Below are 15,594 nucleotides of genomic sequence, written 5' to 3'. Positions count from 1 at the left end.
CTCAGACCTGTTCGAGTGCCTCGTTCAGAGCGCGCTCCAGGTCAGCCTTGTAACGCAGATACAGATTGCTTGAACTTTGCCCATCACCGAGCAGACCTGAAAGGTCGAGGTCGGTGATGTAGCAACGATAGCGTTCACTGTCGCGGCGCTGCTCGACGATTTCCCGGGCGACCACGCTGAACAACTGGTCGCCATGTTCCAGTTCGCTGAACTCCCGTTGATTGCAATACAGGGTGACCTGCACTTCGCCCGGTGCGGCTTTGCCGACGATCGCCTGCACGTCGTAGAACGGCTTGTTGACTGGCGTCTGCGGGGCTGGTCGCGATTCGACCCGGCGTGCGCGCCCCGGGCCCGAAGGTAATAACTGGTAATACAAAGTTTCGAGGCGGACATCCGGGCCGGCGTCCATCGGCAGTACGGCTTCGCGGCGGAACAGGATCGATTGCAGGAAACGCTGCAACGGCACCAACAGGCTTTGCTCGTCGTGATACGGCAGGTGTTGTTGCCACAGTGCGTTGAATTCATCCAGCACGTACAACTCGGCCTGCTGCTCGGTGATGCGGTAGAACACTTGAATACATTCCGGCTGGCCCATCGGCAGGATCAATGCGAGGTCATGATCCTCCAGCGCCATCGGGTCCAGATGCAGCGGGCTGTAGCGCGGCTGCTCTTCACCGAGGTAATCGAGCAGGGCCGGCAGGGTGGCGAGGGCGACGTGGTTGACCTGGCCCGGCACCAGTTCCAGCACGTGATAGTGCTGTTGCACTTGAATCAGGTAGCGGTGGTTCAATTCGCTGAGCAACAGGTTCTGTGCGGTGTCGACGATTTCCTCGACCCGACGGGCAATGAACTGCGCGCGGTTGTGGCAGAAGCAGCGCACTTTCAGCGACGGCTGCAACGGTCCGCGCGGCAGATTGTTGAGGTAATCGCGCAGGCAATCGAGCAAGGCGTGCGGGCCGTCGAAACGGTTGACCAACACCTCATTCCAGCTGTTGAGCGTGACCTGATCGAGGGTCAGCACGAGGTTTTCGCGCACGCCGGCGTAACTCAGCGAGTCGGTGCGCTCGGTGGTCATCAGGATGTTCAGGTCGCGGTGATGTTTGAGCGGATCGACGCCGACGTTGACCAGAAGCAGCACTTCGCTCGGCACGGCGGCGCGCAGCAACGGCTCTTCGGCCACGGTGGGCAAGGGCAGGGCGATGCACTGTTGCAGGCTGCCGAGCAGGTTGAACAGCTCGAACTCGCTCAAGTCGCTGGTGCCGGGATGCAGAGCCAGGCGCGTGCTGCTGTCGATCACGCCGTTGCGGTGGCACCAGGTCAGCAGTTCAAGCAACTCGCGACTGCGCTTGATCGGCGCGAAGTGTTCCCACTCAAGTGCCGTGAGGCTGCCGTTGTACAGGCCCCACTGGGTTTGTCCGGGCTCCTTTTTATTGCGCGACTGCACCAGCGTCAACGTGTCTTCGGCCAGATCCGGGGCGATGCCGGGATTGATGAATTCGACCTTGTCGGCCTTGCGCTCGAAGGCTGCATAGAGCCGGCGACCGAGGACGTTGAGGTCGCGTTTATTGATCAGGCTGACGGTCTGCTCGGTGCGGGCAAACTGGGTGAGGAAGCGATAGCTGTAATTCAGCTCATTGACCAGCGCGCGGCGCTCGGCGCTGACCTGGCGGACTTTCCACTGGCTGCGGCTGTCGAGCAGCGTCAGTTGTCGCTGATCCCAATGCCATTCGCTGGCCAGCCGTTCCAACAACGAACGTTGCCAGCTCTGCGTGCGGCTGTTGCCGGTGAGCTTGCGGTTGACCTTGAGGTACAGCGCGCGGCGCACCAGTTCCAGGCGCTCCGGTTCATTGCGCGCGGTGAGGTATTCCTCGATGCGCCGGTACACGACCATGTACGGATCCAGCTCATCGAGATCGAGCTGATTGGCGAACACGGCTTTTTTGAAGCGCAGGCTCAGGCACTGCACGTGCGGGTGCTCGCTGGCGTAGACCTCGGTCAGCAACAGTTTGAGCACCGATTTGTACGGTGACTCGATACCCTTGAACAGCTGCCACAGACCGGCGCCGATGAATTCCCCTGGAGGAATGGTCGCCAAGTGCCCGAGATCAAGGGTTTCGTCGGCGCGAATAAAACGCTTCGACAGCAGGGTGTGGGTGTAAAGGTCGTAGGCGGTTTCTTCGTAAACCGGCACCAGCCACCAGATTGGCGTACGTCCGGCCAGCCAGATCGCGGTGCGGTAAAACTCGTCCAGCAGCAGGTAATGCTGGGTGGTGCCGCAGTTTTCCGAACTGAGCTGGGTGTCGCGTTCGCCTTTGACGAAGCGCACCGGGTCGATCAGAAAGAAATGCGCCTCGGCGCCCTGGCTGGCGGCCCAGGCTTCCAGCAACTGGCATTTCTTGCTCAGCTCGGTGAGTTCGCTGTCGCTCAGGTCTGGCGCATGGCAGACCCACACGTCCATGTCGCTCTGATCGGCCTGGGCCAGCGTACCGAGGCTGCCCATCAGGAACAGGCCGTGAATCGGTCGCGGCGGGTTGCTGCCATGGCGCGGCTTGTAAGAGAACGAGCGGGTCAGGCGCTGGGCTTCGGTGAGCACATTGGCGTCCGGCTCGTAATTCGACAGGCCGGCCGGCGTGCTGCTCGAGACGTAACCCGGCAGTAGCGGATGATTGACGTGGAAGAACAGCGGCAGCAGCGTCAGTACGCTCTGCTGGCGTGTCGACAGGCCTTCGAGGGCACGGCCCAGGCGGCCTTCATTGAGTTTGAGAAAGCGCGCGCGCAGCTGGCTGAGGACCTTGCGGTCAATGCCTTCGTCGAGGTCAGGGCGGATTTCGTGGGTGCGCGTCATGTCAGCTCAAACCGGCTCGCAGGCTCGGACGTAGAGGGTCTCGGAATGTCAGGCAGTTTAGCCTTAGCGCGGCGGGACTTTTAGCTGATTTTGTTTTTTGACGTCAGATTTCTATCGCGGGCGACCGGGCAGGCCCGCGGAAATCCCGTGGCAGGAGTTCCCGTGGGCAAAGTCGGGGAGGATCAGGCGGTTTCTTGCTCTCTCAGAATGGTCAGCACGGTTTGCACATTTTGTGCAGCGTCGCGACCGAGGCTGGTCAGATAACCGCCATCGGGCTGGTCGGTCAGTTCTTTTTCAAAGAGGCGTTGGGCGGCGGCAATGTGTTTTGGGGCAGCGGTCTGATGAATTTTCAGACCTTCCTGGGAACTGTCCAGGTTGAAGAGTGCGAGGACTTCCAGTTCGGCAACCAACTCAGGGGTAAGCGACATAAGGACTCCAGACTTTCTAGTAATTGGACGACAGCGTCCCTAAGGTGAACCCGCTTTTGCGGCATGTCCAGTGCTCAGATCAGGGATTTTGTCTTGAGGCGGATTCCAGTGTAGTCGGGGCTCAGGGGAAGGCCTGATAGATGGGTGACAAATTGTGTGGGAGCGAGCTTGCTCGCGAAAGCGGTGTGTCATTCAGCGTGGTTTTTGCTGATACACGGCATTCGCGAGCAGGCTCGCTCCCACAGGGGGATGTGTTTGGCTTACTGCTTTTCTGGCGGTAATTCCGGCAATGCACGCAACGCCGCTTCGTACCATTGAGTATCAAATGCGCGGTCTTCATCGAGCATCGCGTCAATCTCGTAGGCCAGCACGTGGGCCATCAGATTGAGAATCTCTTCGCGCTCAACGCCGACCAGGGTCAACTTGTTGAAAGTCGCTTTGGCCGCTGGCGGGTTGTCGCTTTCGATCTGGTTCTCGATGGCTTCGATCAACGTCGCTTCGGTGAACTCTTCTTCTTCGTTGTCATTGTCGATGTCAGTCGGCTCGCTCATGGCAGGCTCCTCAAGGAAAGGCGCCAGTTTACCCGCATTCAGCGGCGTGATGCTGCTGGCGGGAAACGCCTGAGCGATCTATAAACAGGCACTGCCCACCCCGCACGGCCTGGAGGCTATGTGATGCTCAAGCTCTACGGATTCTCAGTCAGCAACTACTACAACATGGTCAAACTGGCGCTGCTGGAGAAAGGCCTGCCGTTCGAAGAGGTCACCTTCTACCCGACACCGACCCCGCAATCACTGGCCATCAGCCCGCGCGGTAAAGTGCCGGTGCTGGGTGTCGACGCTGGTTTCATCAACGAAACCGCGATCATCCTCGAATACCTCGAACAGACCCAGAAAGGTACGCCGCTGCTGCCTGGTGATCCTTTCGAGCGTGCGCAGGTGTTGGCGATTGCCAAGGAAATCGAGCTGTACATCGAGCTTCCGGGTCGCGCCTGTTATGGCGAAGCGTTCTTCGGCGTGACCTTGCCGGACGCGATCAAGGAAAAGACCAGGACTGAATTGCAGTTGGGTTTTGCGGCGCTGGGCCGGCATGGCAAATTCGCCCCGTACGTGGCGGGCGACAGCTTGAGCATTGCCGATTTGTATTTCCTCTACAGCGTGCCGCTGGCCTGTGCGGTCGGGCAAAAGCTGTTCGGGATTGATTTGCTGGCGGAGATGCCGCAGGCCAAGGCCTTGTTGGAGCGGCTTGAGCAAAATCCGCATGTGCAGAAGATAGCGGCAGACAAGGAAGCGGCGATGCCGGCGTTTTTGGCGATGATCGCTGCCAAGAAGTGATGTTTCTGGTGTTCTGAAGGTCGCCTTCGCGAGCAGGCTCGCTCCCACAGGGGATTTTTGTCAGCCACAATTTTGTGTTCAACAAAAATCCAAATATGGGAGCGAGCCTGCTCGCGAAGCTTTTGCTGTTAGCGGCTGGCGATCAGGGCCTGACCGCGCACCACCGCTGCCTTGACCTGCGCCGGCGCAGTGCCGCCGATATGGTCGCGGGCATTCACCGAGCCTTCCAGGGTCAGCACGGCAAACACGTCCTGCTCGATCTGATCGCTGAACTGACGCAGTTCTTCCAGGCTCATCTCGGCCAGGTCCTTGCCAGTGTCGACGCCGTACTTAACGGCATGGCCGACGATTTCGTGGCAATCACGGAACGGCAAACCACGACGCACCAGGTAATCCGCCAGATCGGTCGCGGTGGAGAAACCACGCAGCGCCGCTTCACGCATGATCGCGTGCTTCGGTTTGATCGCCGGGATCATGTCAGCGAAGGCTCGCAGGGAATCGCGCAGAGTGTCGGCGGCGTCGAACAGCGGCTCTTTGTCTTCCTGATTGTCCTTGTTGTAGGCCAAAGGCTGGCCTTTCATCAGAGTCAGCAGGCCCATCAGCGCACCGAACACGCGGCCGGTCTTGCCGCGCACCAGCTCTGGCACGTCGGGGTTTTTCTTTTGCGGCATGATCGAGCTGCCGGTGCAGAAACGGTCCGGCAGATCGATGAACTGGAACTGCGCGCTGGTCCACAGCACCAGCTCTTCGGAGAAGCGCGACAAGTGCATCATCGCGATGCTTGCGGCCGAGCAGAATTCAATGGCGAAGTCGCGATCGGAAACGTTGTCCAGCGAGTTGCCGCCCACAGCGTCGAAGCCCAGCAGTTGCGCGGTGTATTCGCGGTCGATCGGGTAGGTGGTGCCGGCCAGCGCGGCGCTGCCCAGTGGCATGCGGTTGGTGCGCTTGCGGCAGTCGACCAGACGCTCGTAATCGCGGCTGAGCATTTCGAACCAGGCCAGCATGTGGTGCCCGAAGGTCACTGGCTGTGCGGTTTGCAGGTGGGTGAAGCCGGGCATGATGCTCGCGGCTTCGCGCTCGGCTTGTTCCAGCAGGCCTTTTTGCAGGCGGGTGATTTCGGCGAGGATCAGGTCGATTTCGTCACGCAGCCACAGGCGGATGTCGGTGGCGACCTGGTCGTTGCGGCTACGCCCGGTGTGCAGTTTTTTACCGGTGACGCCGATGCGGTCGGTCAGGCGCGCTTCGATGTTCATGTGCACGTCTTCGAGGTCGACGCGCCAGTCGAACTGGCCGGCCTCGATTTCGCCCTGAATGGTCTTCAGGCCATCGATGATGCTGTCGCGCTCGGCATCAGTCAGCACGCCGACCTTGGCCAGCATGCTGGCGTGGGCGATCGAACCCATGATGTCGTGGCGATACAGGCGCTGGTCGAAAGTGACGGAGGCGGTGAAGCGGGCGACGAAGGCGTCGACGGGTTCACTGAAGCGGCCGCCCCAGGACTGATTGGTCTTGTCAGTGCTCATGAATTCGCTCGTATCGGCTTGAAGAAAAAAGGCGTGAAACGCTGGCGCGGATAATAACAGGGTTGCCCAGACTGTCGCTGACACCGGTCGATACGTTTTTTTCTCATCGGCTCGGTCATAGTCGCCGCTGGCCGTAAAGGATTTGCGTAAGGATATTTTTCGATTGAGCAATATCGTTCCGACGAACGTCTACAGTAGGACATAAGGGTCGGCGTGACTGCGGATCGCGCAAAGGTCTGGCCGCCGACTATAAGAAGAGGGGGTGGGTGCAGTTGTCCTTCGGCAATCCCCGTGAAAAACGCGAGATACAGCGGGCTTTGAGCAGTACGACCCGGACACTGGCAAATATTGCTGGCCGACGTACGGCACTTTTTGGCGCTCGGGCTAGTCTTAGCGTGGATCGCGGTGACGGACGTCACTTCACCTGTCTACGCTATCCTTGTGCGAGACTCACGCAGGAATCCAGCGCAATATGAATGTCCTGATCGTTGATGACGAACCACTGGCTCGCGAGCGCCTCAGCCGAATGGTGAGCGAGCTCGAGGGTTATACAGTTCTGGAGCCCAGCGCCACGAATGGCGAGGAGGCGTTGGCACTGATCGACAGCCACAAACCGGATATCGTGCTGCTCGATATCCGCATGCCGGGCCTCGATGGCCTGCAGGTCGCTGCCCGTCTGTGCGAGCGAGAAACGCCGCCCGCCGTGGTGTTTTGCACCAGCCCCGATGAATTTGCCGTGGAAGCCCTGCAGGCCAGCGCCGTGGGCTATGTGGTGAAACCCGTGCGAACCGAACATCTGCATGACGCCCTGAAACGGGCGGAACGTCCCAACCGGGCGCAACTTTCGGCCCTGACCCGTCCCGCTGCCGAAAGTGGCACCGGCCCGCGCAGCCACATCAGCGCGCGTACCCGCAAAGGCATCGAACTGATCCCCCTGGATCAGGTGGTCTATTTCATTGCCGATCACAAATACGTGACCTTGCGCCACGAGGCCGGCGAAGTGCTGCTCGACGAGCCGCTCAAAGCGCTCGAAGACGAATTCGGTGAGCGTTTCGTGCGTATCCACCGCAACGCGCTGGTCGCGCGCGACCGCATTGAACGTCTGCAACGCACGCCGCTGGGGCATTTCCAGCTGTTCCTCAAAGGTCTCAATGGTGACGCGCTGATCGTCAGCCGTCGGCATGTGGCCGGTGTGCGCAAAATGATGCAGGGCCTGTAACCCGGTCATTCCGGGCGGCACCTTTAACTTTTTACCGGGCATTGCAGGCCAGGGAGGCCACGTCGTTCCTGATTCAAGTCAAAGTGGATTTGGCTGAGCTGTTATTATCCGCCGTATCTATTCAGTACGGATTGATCCATGTCCTCTCGCGAAATCCGCATCGCCACCCGTAAAAGTGCGCTGGCCCTCTGGCAGGCCGAATACGTCAAAGCCCGTCTGGAAGCGGCCCATCCGGGCCTGCTGGTGACGCTGGTGCCCATGGTCAGTCGCGGCGACAAGCTGCTCGATTCGCCACTGTCGAAAATCGGCGGCAAAGGCTTGTTCGTCAAAGAACTGGAAACCGCGCTCCTCGAGAACGAAGCCGACATCGCCGTGCACTCGATGAAAGACGTGCCGATGGACTTCCCCGAAGGCCTTGGCCTGTTCTGCATCTGCGAGCGCGAAGACCCGCGCGATGCCTTCGTTTCCAACACCTATGCCAGCCTCGAAGCGTTGCCTGCCGGCAGCATCGTCGGTACTTCGAGCCTGCGTCGTCAGGCACAGTTGCTGACCCGTCGGCCGGACCTGGAAATCCGTTTCCTGCGCGGCAACGTCAATACCCGTCTGGCCAAGCTCGATGCCGGCGAGTATGACGCGATCATCCTCGCTGCAGCCGGTCTGATCCGTCTCGGTTTTGAAGAGCGCATCACGTCGGCGATCAGCGTCGATGACAGCCTGCCGGCCGGTGGTCAGGGCGCAGTGGGTATCGAATGTCGCAGCGCCGACAGCGAAATCCACGCCTTGCTTGCACCGTTGCATCACGCCGATACCTCGTCGCGCGTGACCGCCGAACGTGCCCTCAACAAACATCTGAATGGTGGCTGCCAAGTGCCGATCGCCTGCTACGCCGTGCTTGAAGGCGAGCAGTTGTGGTTGCGCGGTCTGGTCGGCGAGCCGAGCGGTGGCTTGCTGCTCAGCGCCGAAGCCCGCGCACCGCGCGCCGATGCTGAGGCGTTGGGCGTTCAGGTGGCTGAAGACTTGTTGAGCCAAGGCGCAGCCGAGATTCTCAAGGCAGTCTACGGCGAGGCAGGTCACGAGTGACTGACTGGCGCCTGCTGCTGACGCGCCCTGCAGAAGACTGTGCGGCGCTCGCCGAGACGTTGGCCGCGCAGGGTGTTTTCAGTAGTTGTTTGCCGCTTCTGGACATTGTCCCGCTGCCGGTCTCTGACAACATGCGTCAGGCGATGGCGCGGTTGCGCCGTTGCAGCGCGGTGATCGTGGTTAGCAAGCCGGCGGCGCGCATTGCCATGGATCTGCTCGACGGCGCCTCTGCGCTGACGATGCCGTGGTTCAGTGTCGGTGCCGCGACCGCGCAGATTCTGCTGGATCGCGGCCTCGACGCACACTTCCCGGTTGACGGTGATGACAGCGAAGCCTTGCTGCAATTGCCGCGTCTGCGTGAGGCAGCCAGTCAGCCCGGTGCGCAGGTATTGATCCTGCGCGGCGAGGGTGGGCGTGAGCTGCTCGCCGAGCGCTTGCGTACGCTTGGTGCTAGTGTCGAGTATCTGGAATTGTATCGACGTGACCTGCCAGCCTATGCACCGAACGAACTGTCGCGGCGGATCCAAGCGGAACGCTTGAACGGGCTGGTGGTCAGCAGTGGACAGGGTTTTGAGCACCTGCGTCAGATGGCCGGCGACGCCTGGCCGACAATCGCGCGGTTGCCGTTGTTTGTTCCAAGCCCAAGGGTCGCCGAGCTGGCACGTGCCGCCGGGGCTCAAACAGTTGTGGATTGCCGCGGCGCGAGTGCCGCGGCTTTGCTGACGGCGTTGCGGGAGCATCCCGTACCCGTTTTCTAATGCAAAGGATGGATACGTGAGCGAAACAGCCTTGCCTAAAGATGATGTGCAACCTGTGATTGATGCCCAGGTTGAAACGCCACCGCCGGCCACAGAGCCGCGCCGAGGCAATGGACTGGCCATCGTCGCCTTGTTGCTCGGCGCTGCTGGCGTCGCCATCGGTGGCTGGGGTGTCTGGCAGGTGCGCCACCTGCAGACCAATACGCAACAACAATCGGGCCAGGTGCAGGCGTTGAATGATCAGGCGCAGAGCCTGAAGCTCAACGAACAGCGTCTGACCGAGCGTCTCGCGCAGTTGCCGGGTGCTGATGAACTTGCGGATCGCCAGCGTCTGGTCACGCAACTGCAGGGTGATCAACAGCGCCTCAATCAGCGTCTGGAAACCGTCCTCGGGGCAAGCCGCAAGGACTGGCGTCTGGCGGAGGCCGAGCATTTGCTGCGTCTGGCCAGCCTGCGTCTGTCGGCGTTGCAGGACATCAGCAGCGCTCAGGCACTGGTGCAGGGCGCTGACGAGATCCTCCGTGAGCAGAACGATCCCGGTTCCTTCGCCGCGCGCGAGCAAGTGGCCAAAACGCTGGTCGCATTGCGCAGCACCGAGCAACCGGATCGCACCGGGTTGTTCCTGCGTCTTGGCGCATTGCGTGATCAGGTGACCGAGCTGACCGAGCTGGCGCCTGAGTACAAGGATCGCGGCGAATCGCTGCTGGGCCTGACCGCCGATGGTGATGGCGCGAGCCGCTGGGCGCAGTGGTGGGATCAGGTCTCGCGCTATATCCGTATCGATTTCAATGCTGACAAAAACGTGCGGCCACTGCTGGCCGGGCAGAGCCTGAGCCAGGTGCGTCTGGCGCTCAGCCTGTCGCTTGAGCAGGCGCAGTGGGCCGCGCTCAATGGCCAGGCACCGGTTTATACCCAGGCGCTGGCCGAAGCGCGTGATGTGCTCAAGGGCAATTTCAACTCGGACAATCCGCAAAGCAAAGTGATGCTCGAACAGGTCGCTGAGTTGAGCAAGGAACCGGTCACCGTCACGACGCCTGATCTGGCCGGCACGCTGAGTGCGGTGCAAGCCTATCTTGAGCGGCGCAACGTCAACGCCGAAGAGTCGGTGAAACCCTTCGCCAAGCCTGCTGCGAACACTGCGCAGGAGGCGACGCCATGAAGCGCCTGTATGTGATCGTGTTTCTGGTTATCGCCGCGACGGCGGCGCTGGGCCTGGCGATTGCCGAGCATTCCGGTTACGTGTTGGTCGCCTACAGGAGCTTCCGTTACGAGGCGAGTCTGTGGGCGACTTTGGCGGTGATCGCGGTGCTATGGCTGTTGATCTGGGGGATCAAGGCGCTGGTGGAGCTGGTCATGACGTCCAGTGGCGTGGTCAATCCATGGTCGCGACGCAACCGCAGTCGCCGCGTGCAGGTGGCGATCGAGCACGGGCAACTGGACCTGGCTGAAGGTCGCTGGGCCAGTGCGCAGCGTCATCTCTCTCGAGCGGCTGAGGCTGAGCGTCAGCCTCTGCTGTATTACCTCGGCGCCGCCCGTGCGGCCAACGAGCAAGGTCATTACGATGAGTGTGATCGTTTGCTGGAGCGCGCGCTGGAGCGTCAACCTCAGGCCGAGCTGGCCATTGCCTTGAGCCATGCGCAGTTGCAGACCGACCGTGGTGATACCGACGGAGCACTGGTGACCCTGCAAGCGATGCACGAACGGCATCCACACAATGCGCAGACGCTGCGTCAGTTGCAGCGTTTGTATCAACAACGCGGCGAATGGTCGGCGGTGATTCGCCTGTTGCCGGAGCTGCGCAAGGACAAGGTTCTGCCGCCGGCCGAACTGGCAGAGCTGGAGCGTCGCGCCTGGGGTGAAAACCTGTCGTTGGCCGCGCACCGTGAAGAGGACGGCACCGTGGGCTTGCAGTCGCTCCAGCGGGCGTGGGAGCAGCTCACCTCGGCGCAGCGTCAGGAGCCAGCGCTGGTGCTGGCGTACGCCGAACAGCTACGTCAGCTGGGCGCTCAGGTGCAGGCGGAAGAAGTTCTGCGCACAGCCCTGAAACGCAAGTACGACAGCCATCTCGCACGTCTTTATGGTCTGGTGCGCGGCAGTGATCCTGCACGTCAGTTGCAAACGGCCGAAGGCTGGCTCAAGGAGCATCCGCACGACCCGAGCTTGCTGCTGACGCTGGGGCGTCTGTGCCTGCAAACCAGTCTGTGGGGTAAAGCCCGGGATTATCTGGAAAGCAGTTTGCGGGTGCAGCGCAACCCTGAGGCGTGTGCTGAACTGGCCCGCCTGCTCGCGCAACTGGGCGATACCGAACGCAGCAATCAGTTGTTTCAGGAAGGTCTGGGTTTGTTGGATGAACGCCTGCTGGCCGCGCCGCTGCCGGCACTGGCTCAGGTCTGAAGACGCGAGGGAGGCCACTCCCTCGTTGACCTTTTGCCCCCGATAATTCACCGTTTTTCGGCATCCTGGATAAAGTCCTACGCAGGGCTACATCCTTTCCTCGCTAACCTGTCGGGTTTTCCCTACACCTCTGGTGAACTGTCGGCAGGGCCTCGCCTTGAAAGGCCGACGCGCTTTCCTCTACCGTAACAGCCTGTCTCTACTGTTACGGAAAAGCCATGTCGTTGGCCTGCTCACGCTCCTTGTTCTTCATGGCTTTCACTGCGGGGGCCTTTGCTCTGGGAGCTTCCTATTATCTTGAATACGCGGTCGGTCTGACGCCATGCAGCCTGTGCCTGGTGCAGCGGTTGTTCCTCACGCTGCTGTGCGTTTTCTGTGGTCTGGCGGCGGTACACGGCCCCAGGCGTAGTGGTTTGTGGCTTTACTGGCTGCTGACGCTGGGTGCAAGCCTGGGCGGCACTACGGCGGCCTGGCGACAAGTGTTGATACAGAGTGACCCGGTGCTGCAACTGACCAACTGTTCCCCAACCTCCGAGATGCTATTCAGCGGGTTGCCGTGGATCTGTGCTTTGCAGAGGATGTTTAACGGTGGCGCTGATTGCGCGGAAATTTCCTGGACGCTGTTCGATCTGAGCATTCCCGAATGGAGCCTTTTGTTCTTCGTCGCGGTGTCGATTCTTGCGGTCTATCAAATGTTGCGCCTGGCCTGGAGCGCTCTGCCACGACCGCTCAGCGGCGAAGCGTCGCACCGGGATCCGCTGCGGGATTAAACACTTGTATGAACTTTATCTCCTGCGTACCTTGAAGCCATAGGCGTGCGGGCATAATCTGGCCCGCACGTGTCATTGGATTTATGTTGCTCGATGACGCTCTGCCCGGCCGTCCCCCCAGCCAAAATCAAAAGAGGGGCGCGGGTGTAGAGCAGCATGACCCACAAGGGAAGAGAGATCGCCATGCTCGAAAGTTGTCAGAATGCTCAGGAACGTTGGGGTGGAGTTCATCTGCTGATCGACCGCTGGTTGCAGGAGCGTGAAGATCTGATCGGTGCCTACGACAAGCTTGGTGCGCAGCCAGAGTCGCTGTCCGAGAGCCGCAAGCCCTTGCAGGAATTCTGCGGCGTGCTGGTCGATTACGTCTCGGCCGGGCACTTCGAAATCTACGAACAGCTGACTGGCGAAGCCAAGGCGTTCAATGACAAGCGTGGTCTGGAACTCGCCGAGACGATCTATCCACGTATCGACGTCATCACCGAGAAACTCCTCGCGTTCAACGATCTGTGCGACGAAGGCAAATGCGTTGCCGAGAAGTTCAAGGAGCTCGGCGGCCTGCTTCACGAGCGCTTTGAACTCGAAGACTGCCTGATTGAAGTGCTGCACACAGCACACAAGGAAGAAGATCCGGTTCAGGCCTGATCCGAACCCTGATCAAAAAAACGGTGCGTCCAAAGCGCACCGTTTTTTATTGCCTGCTCAACTGGTCGCGCCGCGCAGTTCCACTTCGAACACCAACGGTGTGAACGGCGCGATCAAGTCGCCGGCACCATCGGCGCCGTAGGCTTGATCCGATGGAATCACCAGTCGCCATTTCGCCCCCACCGGCATGTTCTGCAACGCGGTGCGCCAGCCGGCAATCACGCTGTCGAGGTTGAACCATTGCGGTTGAGTGTTCTGATCGAACACGGTGCCGTCCGGCAATCGACCGACATACAGCACCTGCACTTTTCCGTCCGGTCCGGCCTTGGCACCGGTGCCTGGCGTCAGCTCGGTCAGCAGGATGCCATCGGCCAATTCCTTAACGCCGGGTTTGGCTTTTTCTGCGGTGAGAAAACGCTGTTCGTTTTCCATCGCGGCGTCGCTCGAAGGCTGTGCCGAGTGCTCGGCATTCTGCGATTCGTGATCGGCCAGAATCTGTTCAATGCGGGCTTCGCTCAGCGCCAGCGGCTTGCCTTGATAAGCCTGCTGCAAACCGTCGACCAACGCCTGAATCTGCAATTGCGGGACTTCCTGGCGCAGCCGTTCACCGAGGCTGGCACCGAGGCTGTAGGCCAGATCGTGAGCATCGTTCGCGGTGGTTTTTTCGTCAGCGTGAGCTGCGGAAAAAACCATGCAGAGGGATAAAAAAAAGTAGCGCGACATGGGCACTCTCCGTCCTGAGATGCGGTGGATTATGCCAGCGCGAACGTCTGCAACGGTGAACTGCTTTTGACTTCGCGCAGAACATTTTCGATTCGGTGCAACGCAACGCAATCGATACTGTCAAGATGCCCTAGCGGCGGTAACTGCAGAGGTCTAGTATGAGCCGCACTCACGTCAGCCAGGAGGTAAACCATGTCGGCCACCAAGAAGCCTGTAAACACTCCGTTGCACTTACTCCAACAACTCTCGGGCAGCTTGCTCGAGCATCTGGAAAACGCTTGCTCGCAAGCCTTGGCTGATGCTGAAAAACTGCTCGCCAAACTGGAAAAGCAACGCGGCAAGGCGCAAGAAAAACTGCACAAATCCCGCACCAAATTGCAGGACGCAGCCACTGCCGGTAAAGCCAAGGCACAGACCAAAGCCAAGGCCGCAGTGAAAGAGCTGGAAGACCTGCTCGATGCCTTGAAAGATCGTCAGTCCGACACCCGCAGCTACATTCTGCAACTCAAGCGCGATGCCCAGGAAAGCCTGAAACTGGCGCAGGGCGTGGGTCGTGTTCAAGAAGCCGTGGGCAAAGTATTGTCCACCCGCGCAGCCAAACCGGCAGCGGCCCCGGCGAAGAAAGCCGCAGCTAAAACTGCCGCAGCCAAGCCTGCGGCGAAAACTGCAGCGGCGAAACCAGCTGCAAAAGCGGCGTCCAAACCTGCTGCAAAAGCACCAGTGAAAGCGCCTGCAAAACCAGCTGCAAAAGCTGCAGCGAAACCTGCAGCGAAACCTGCAGCGAAGAAACCGGTTGCTGCGAGCGCTGCCAAACCAGCGGCTAAAACTACTGCGGCAAAACCTGCTGCCCGTGCTGCCGCTGCTAAACCGGCTACCCGTGCCGCCGCTGCCAAACCTGCTGCTGCCAAAGCTGCTCCAGCGAAAACCGCAGCCGCCAAACCGGCCGCTAAACCCGCTGCCAAAGCGGCGACAAAACCAGCAGCAAAACCTGCGGCTAAAACTGCCGCGGCGAAACCAGCCGCCAAACCGGCTGCCGCTAAACCCGCTGTAAAAGCCGCAGCAAAACCGGCCGCCAAGCCCGCTGCCAAACCAGCCGTGAAAGCCGCCGCCAAACCAGCAGCCAAGCCTGCCGCAAAACCAGCCACTGCCGCTAAACCGACAACTGCTGCCGCCAAGCCTGTTGCTGCTAAACCGGCCGCCAAGCCCGCGGCAAAACCTGCCGTGAAAAAGCCAGCTGCTGCCAAACCAGCCGCCGCCAAACCGGCTACCGCGCCAGCTGCCAAGCCTGCCGCACCGGCAACTCCGGCTGCAGCAACAGCACCGGTATCTGCCGCTACTACCTCGACCCCTTCGACGGCGCCATCGCCAGCCGCTGTGTCGAGCGTCAGCAACAACCCGACCAGCGCTTCCTAAGTGCCGGTTGCCGCGACGCGCAGCACTTGCAGCGCGTCGTGGTTCGGGCTGGCGGCCGCGCCGGCCAATCCTTCCAGCCAGGTCTTCGAACCCGCGCCGTTTTGCGTCCACTCCTGCGCTACACCCTCAAGCCGTGACAGCAACGCTCGCTCAGCTTCAAGCTCGAGTGATTTGATCTGCTCGCGCATGCCTTTCAGCACGGCATCATCAAACGCCCGCGCTTTCCATTGCATGCGCAGTGCGCGCAGCGGCTGCACCACCTCGATATCCCACGGCGCGGTCAGCGCCTGAAGCTGGCGAACGCGTTGTTCATCGCAGGCCACCGCGCGTTGTTCCAGCCATAACCCGCACAGCAGCAGACACACATTGGCGCCCGCCGTTTGCAGTTGCAGGCAGGCGTCTTCCACGCCCGGTCGGGCGTAGGTGGCAAGGGAAAAGCTCCACAGGTCAGAGGACATCGTGCTA

General features: G+C 60.6%; 15 protein-coding genes. 9 read left to right on the top strand and 6 right to left on the bottom strand.

Translation table 11 applies throughout. The features are described 5' to 3' along the window. Position 1: 1 nt before the first annotated feature. The 3 genes from A8O26_RS01055 to A8O26_RS01045 all read right to left on the bottom strand — a co-directional run bounded on the left by A8O26_RS01055 (position 2) and on the right by A8O26_RS01045 (position 3,824). Positions 2–2,845 carry a class I adenylate cyclase gene (locus tag A8O26_RS01055; protein ID WP_064116394.1) on the bottom strand — a complete coding sequence of 948 codons (2,844 nt, stop codon included), beginning with the start codon at positions 2,843–2,845 and terminating at the stop codon, positions 2–4. 182 nt (positions 2,846–3,027) lie between these two features. Next, positions 3,028–3,273 (bottom strand): TIGR02647 family protein, encoded by a 246-nt coding sequence (locus A8O26_RS01050; protein WP_039757399.1) that lies wholly within the window; start codon positions 3,271–3,273, stop codon positions 3,028–3,030. 260 nt (positions 3,274–3,533) lie between these two features. Next, a complete protein-coding gene (locus A8O26_RS01045; RefSeq protein WP_064116393.1) occupies positions 3,534–3,824 on the bottom strand; it encodes a hypothetical protein in 291 nt (96 codons plus the stop codon). A gap of 123 nt (positions 3,825–3,947) precedes the next feature. On the opposite strand from A8O26_RS01045, the gene A8O26_RS01040 reads away from it, so the two are divergent. Further along, positions 3,948–4,607, top strand: a complete 660-nt coding sequence (locus A8O26_RS01040; protein WP_064116392.1) for a glutathione S-transferase family protein — start codon at positions 3,948–3,950, stop codon at positions 4,605–4,607. A 128-nt stretch (positions 4,608–4,735) separates the two neighbouring features. Here the strand turns inward: A8O26_RS01040 and argH are convergent, their stop codons facing one another. Next, on the bottom strand, positions 4,736–6,130 hold the full coding sequence (gene argH / locus A8O26_RS01035) for an argininosuccinate lyase (protein ID WP_064116391.1): 1,395 nt from the start codon (positions 6,128–6,130) through the stop codon (positions 4,736–4,738). A gap of 472 nt (positions 6,131–6,602) precedes the next feature. On the opposite strand from argH, the gene A8O26_RS01030 reads away from it, so the two are divergent. The 7 genes from A8O26_RS01030 (at position 6,603) to A8O26_RS01000 (ending at position 12,993) form a co-directional block, all read left to right on the top strand. Next, on the top strand, positions 6,603–7,349 hold the full coding sequence (locus tag A8O26_RS01030; RefSeq protein ID WP_007911111.1) for a LytR/AlgR family response regulator transcription factor: 747 nt from the start codon (positions 6,603–6,605) through the stop codon (positions 7,347–7,349). 138 nt (positions 7,350–7,487) lie between these two features. Beyond that, the gene (hemC, locus tag A8O26_RS01025) at positions 7,488–8,429 is read left to right on the top strand and encodes a hydroxymethylbilane synthase (protein ID WP_064116390.1); all 942 of its coding nucleotides are present in this window, start codon (positions 7,488–7,490) and stop codon (positions 8,427–8,429) included. After that, positions 8,426–9,187 (top strand): uroporphyrinogen-III synthase, encoded by a 762-nt coding sequence (locus A8O26_RS01020; RefSeq protein ID WP_064116389.1) that lies wholly within the window; start codon positions 8,426–8,428, stop codon positions 9,185–9,187. Before hemC ends, A8O26_RS01020 begins: the two co-directional genes overlap by 4 nt. A gap of 16 nt (positions 9,188–9,203) precedes the next feature. After that, entirely contained in the window at positions 9,204–10,346 is a 1,143-nt protein-coding gene (locus A8O26_RS01015; protein ID WP_064116388.1) for a uroporphyrinogen-III C-methyltransferase, read from the top strand. Then, complete coding sequence (locus A8O26_RS01010) at positions 10,343–11,581, top strand: heme biosynthesis protein HemY (RefSeq protein ID WP_064116387.1); 1,239 nt, start codon at positions 10,343–10,345, stop codon at positions 11,579–11,581. The genes A8O26_RS01015 and A8O26_RS01010 overlap by 4 nt, the downstream gene beginning before the upstream one ends. Positions 11,582–11,799: 218 nt before the next feature. Then, positions 11,800–12,351: a disulfide bond formation protein B gene (locus tag A8O26_RS01005; RefSeq protein ID WP_064116386.1), complete on the top strand. Its 552-nt coding sequence runs from the start codon at positions 11,800–11,802 to the stop codon at positions 12,349–12,351. Between the two features lie 183 nt (positions 12,352–12,534). Beyond that, positions 12,535–12,993, top strand: a complete 459-nt coding sequence (locus A8O26_RS01000; protein WP_064116385.1) for an Rsd/AlgQ family anti-sigma factor — start codon at positions 12,535–12,537, stop codon at positions 12,991–12,993. Between the two features lie 57 nt (positions 12,994–13,050). Here the strand turns inward: A8O26_RS01000 and A8O26_RS00995 are convergent, their stop codons facing one another. Further along, positions 13,051–13,716 carry an FKBP-type peptidyl-prolyl cis-trans isomerase gene (locus A8O26_RS00995; RefSeq protein WP_064116384.1) on the bottom strand — a complete coding sequence of 222 codons (666 nt, stop codon included), beginning with the start codon at positions 13,714–13,716 and terminating at the stop codon, positions 13,051–13,053. Positions 13,717–13,908: 192 nt separating this feature from the next. Between A8O26_RS00995 and A8O26_RS00990 the strand changes: the two genes are divergently transcribed. Continuing rightward, positions 13,909–15,129: an AlgP family protein gene (locus A8O26_RS00990; RefSeq protein WP_064116383.1), complete on the top strand. Its 1,221-nt coding sequence runs from the start codon at positions 13,909–13,911 to the stop codon at positions 15,127–15,129. On the opposite strand, the gene A8O26_RS00985 is transcribed toward A8O26_RS00990, so the two are convergent. Next, the gene (locus A8O26_RS00985; RefSeq protein WP_064116382.1) at positions 15,126–15,587 is read right to left on the bottom strand and encodes a TIGR02444 family protein; all 462 of its coding nucleotides are present in this window, start codon (positions 15,585–15,587) and stop codon (positions 15,126–15,128) included. The genes A8O26_RS00990 and A8O26_RS00985 overlap by 4 nt on opposite strands. Between the last annotated feature and the right edge of the window lie 7 nt (positions 15,588–15,594).

It is taken from the genome of Pseudomonas fluorescens (assembly GCF_001648775.1).
GTDB lineage: Bacteria > Pseudomonadota > Gammaproteobacteria > Pseudomonadales > Pseudomonadaceae > Aquipseudomonas > Aquipseudomonas fluorescens_M.
Note: the sequence above shows the minus strand (reverse complement) of the source record. Positions and strands in the feature narration are given on the sequence as shown.

Bases quoted from the DNA above. Each gene is read 5' to 3' on its own strand.
- A8O26_RS01055 (WP_064116394.1), bottom strand. From the start codon at position 2,845: ATGACGCGCACCCACGAAATCCGCCCTGACCTCGACGAAGGCATTGAC.
- A8O26_RS01050 (WP_039757399.1), bottom strand. From the start codon at position 3,273: ATGTCGCTTACCCCTGAGTTGGTTGCCGAACTGGAAGTCCTCGCACTC.
- A8O26_RS01045 (WP_064116393.1), bottom strand. From the start codon at position 3,824: ATGAGCGAGCCGACTGACATCGACAATGACAACGAAGAAGAAGAGTTC.
- A8O26_RS01040 (WP_064116392.1), top strand. From the start codon at position 3,948: ATGCTCAAGCTCTACGGATTCTCAGTCAGCAACTACTACAACATGGTC.
- argH (WP_064116391.1), bottom strand. From the start codon at position 6,130: ATGAGCACTGACAAGACCAATCAGTCCTGGGGCGGCCGCTTCAGTGAA.
- A8O26_RS01030 (WP_007911111.1), top strand. From the start codon at position 6,603: ATGAATGTCCTGATCGTTGATGACGAACCACTGGCTCGCGAGCGCCTC.
- hemC (WP_064116390.1), top strand. From the start codon at position 7,488: ATGTCCTCTCGCGAAATCCGCATCGCCACCCGTAAAAGTGCGCTGGCC.
- A8O26_RS01010 (WP_064116387.1), top strand. From the start codon at position 10,343: ATGAAGCGCCTGTATGTGATCGTGTTTCTGGTTATCGCCGCGACGGCG.
- A8O26_RS01005 (WP_064116386.1), top strand. From the start codon at position 11,800: ATGTCGTTGGCCTGCTCACGCTCCTTGTTCTTCATGGCTTTCACTGCG.
- A8O26_RS01000 (WP_064116385.1), top strand. From the start codon at position 12,535: ATGCTCGAAAGTTGTCAGAATGCTCAGGAACGTTGGGGTGGAGTTCAT.
- A8O26_RS00995 (WP_064116384.1), bottom strand. From the start codon at position 13,716: ATGTCGCGCTACTTTTTTTTATCCCTCTGCATGGTTTTTTCCGCAGCT.
- A8O26_RS00990 (WP_064116383.1), top strand. From the start codon at position 13,909: ATGTCGGCCACCAAGAAGCCTGTAAACACTCCGTTGCACTTACTCCAA.
- A8O26_RS00985 (WP_064116382.1), bottom strand. From the start codon at position 15,587: ATGTCCTCTGACCTGTGGAGCTTTTCCCTTGCCACCTACGCCCGACCG.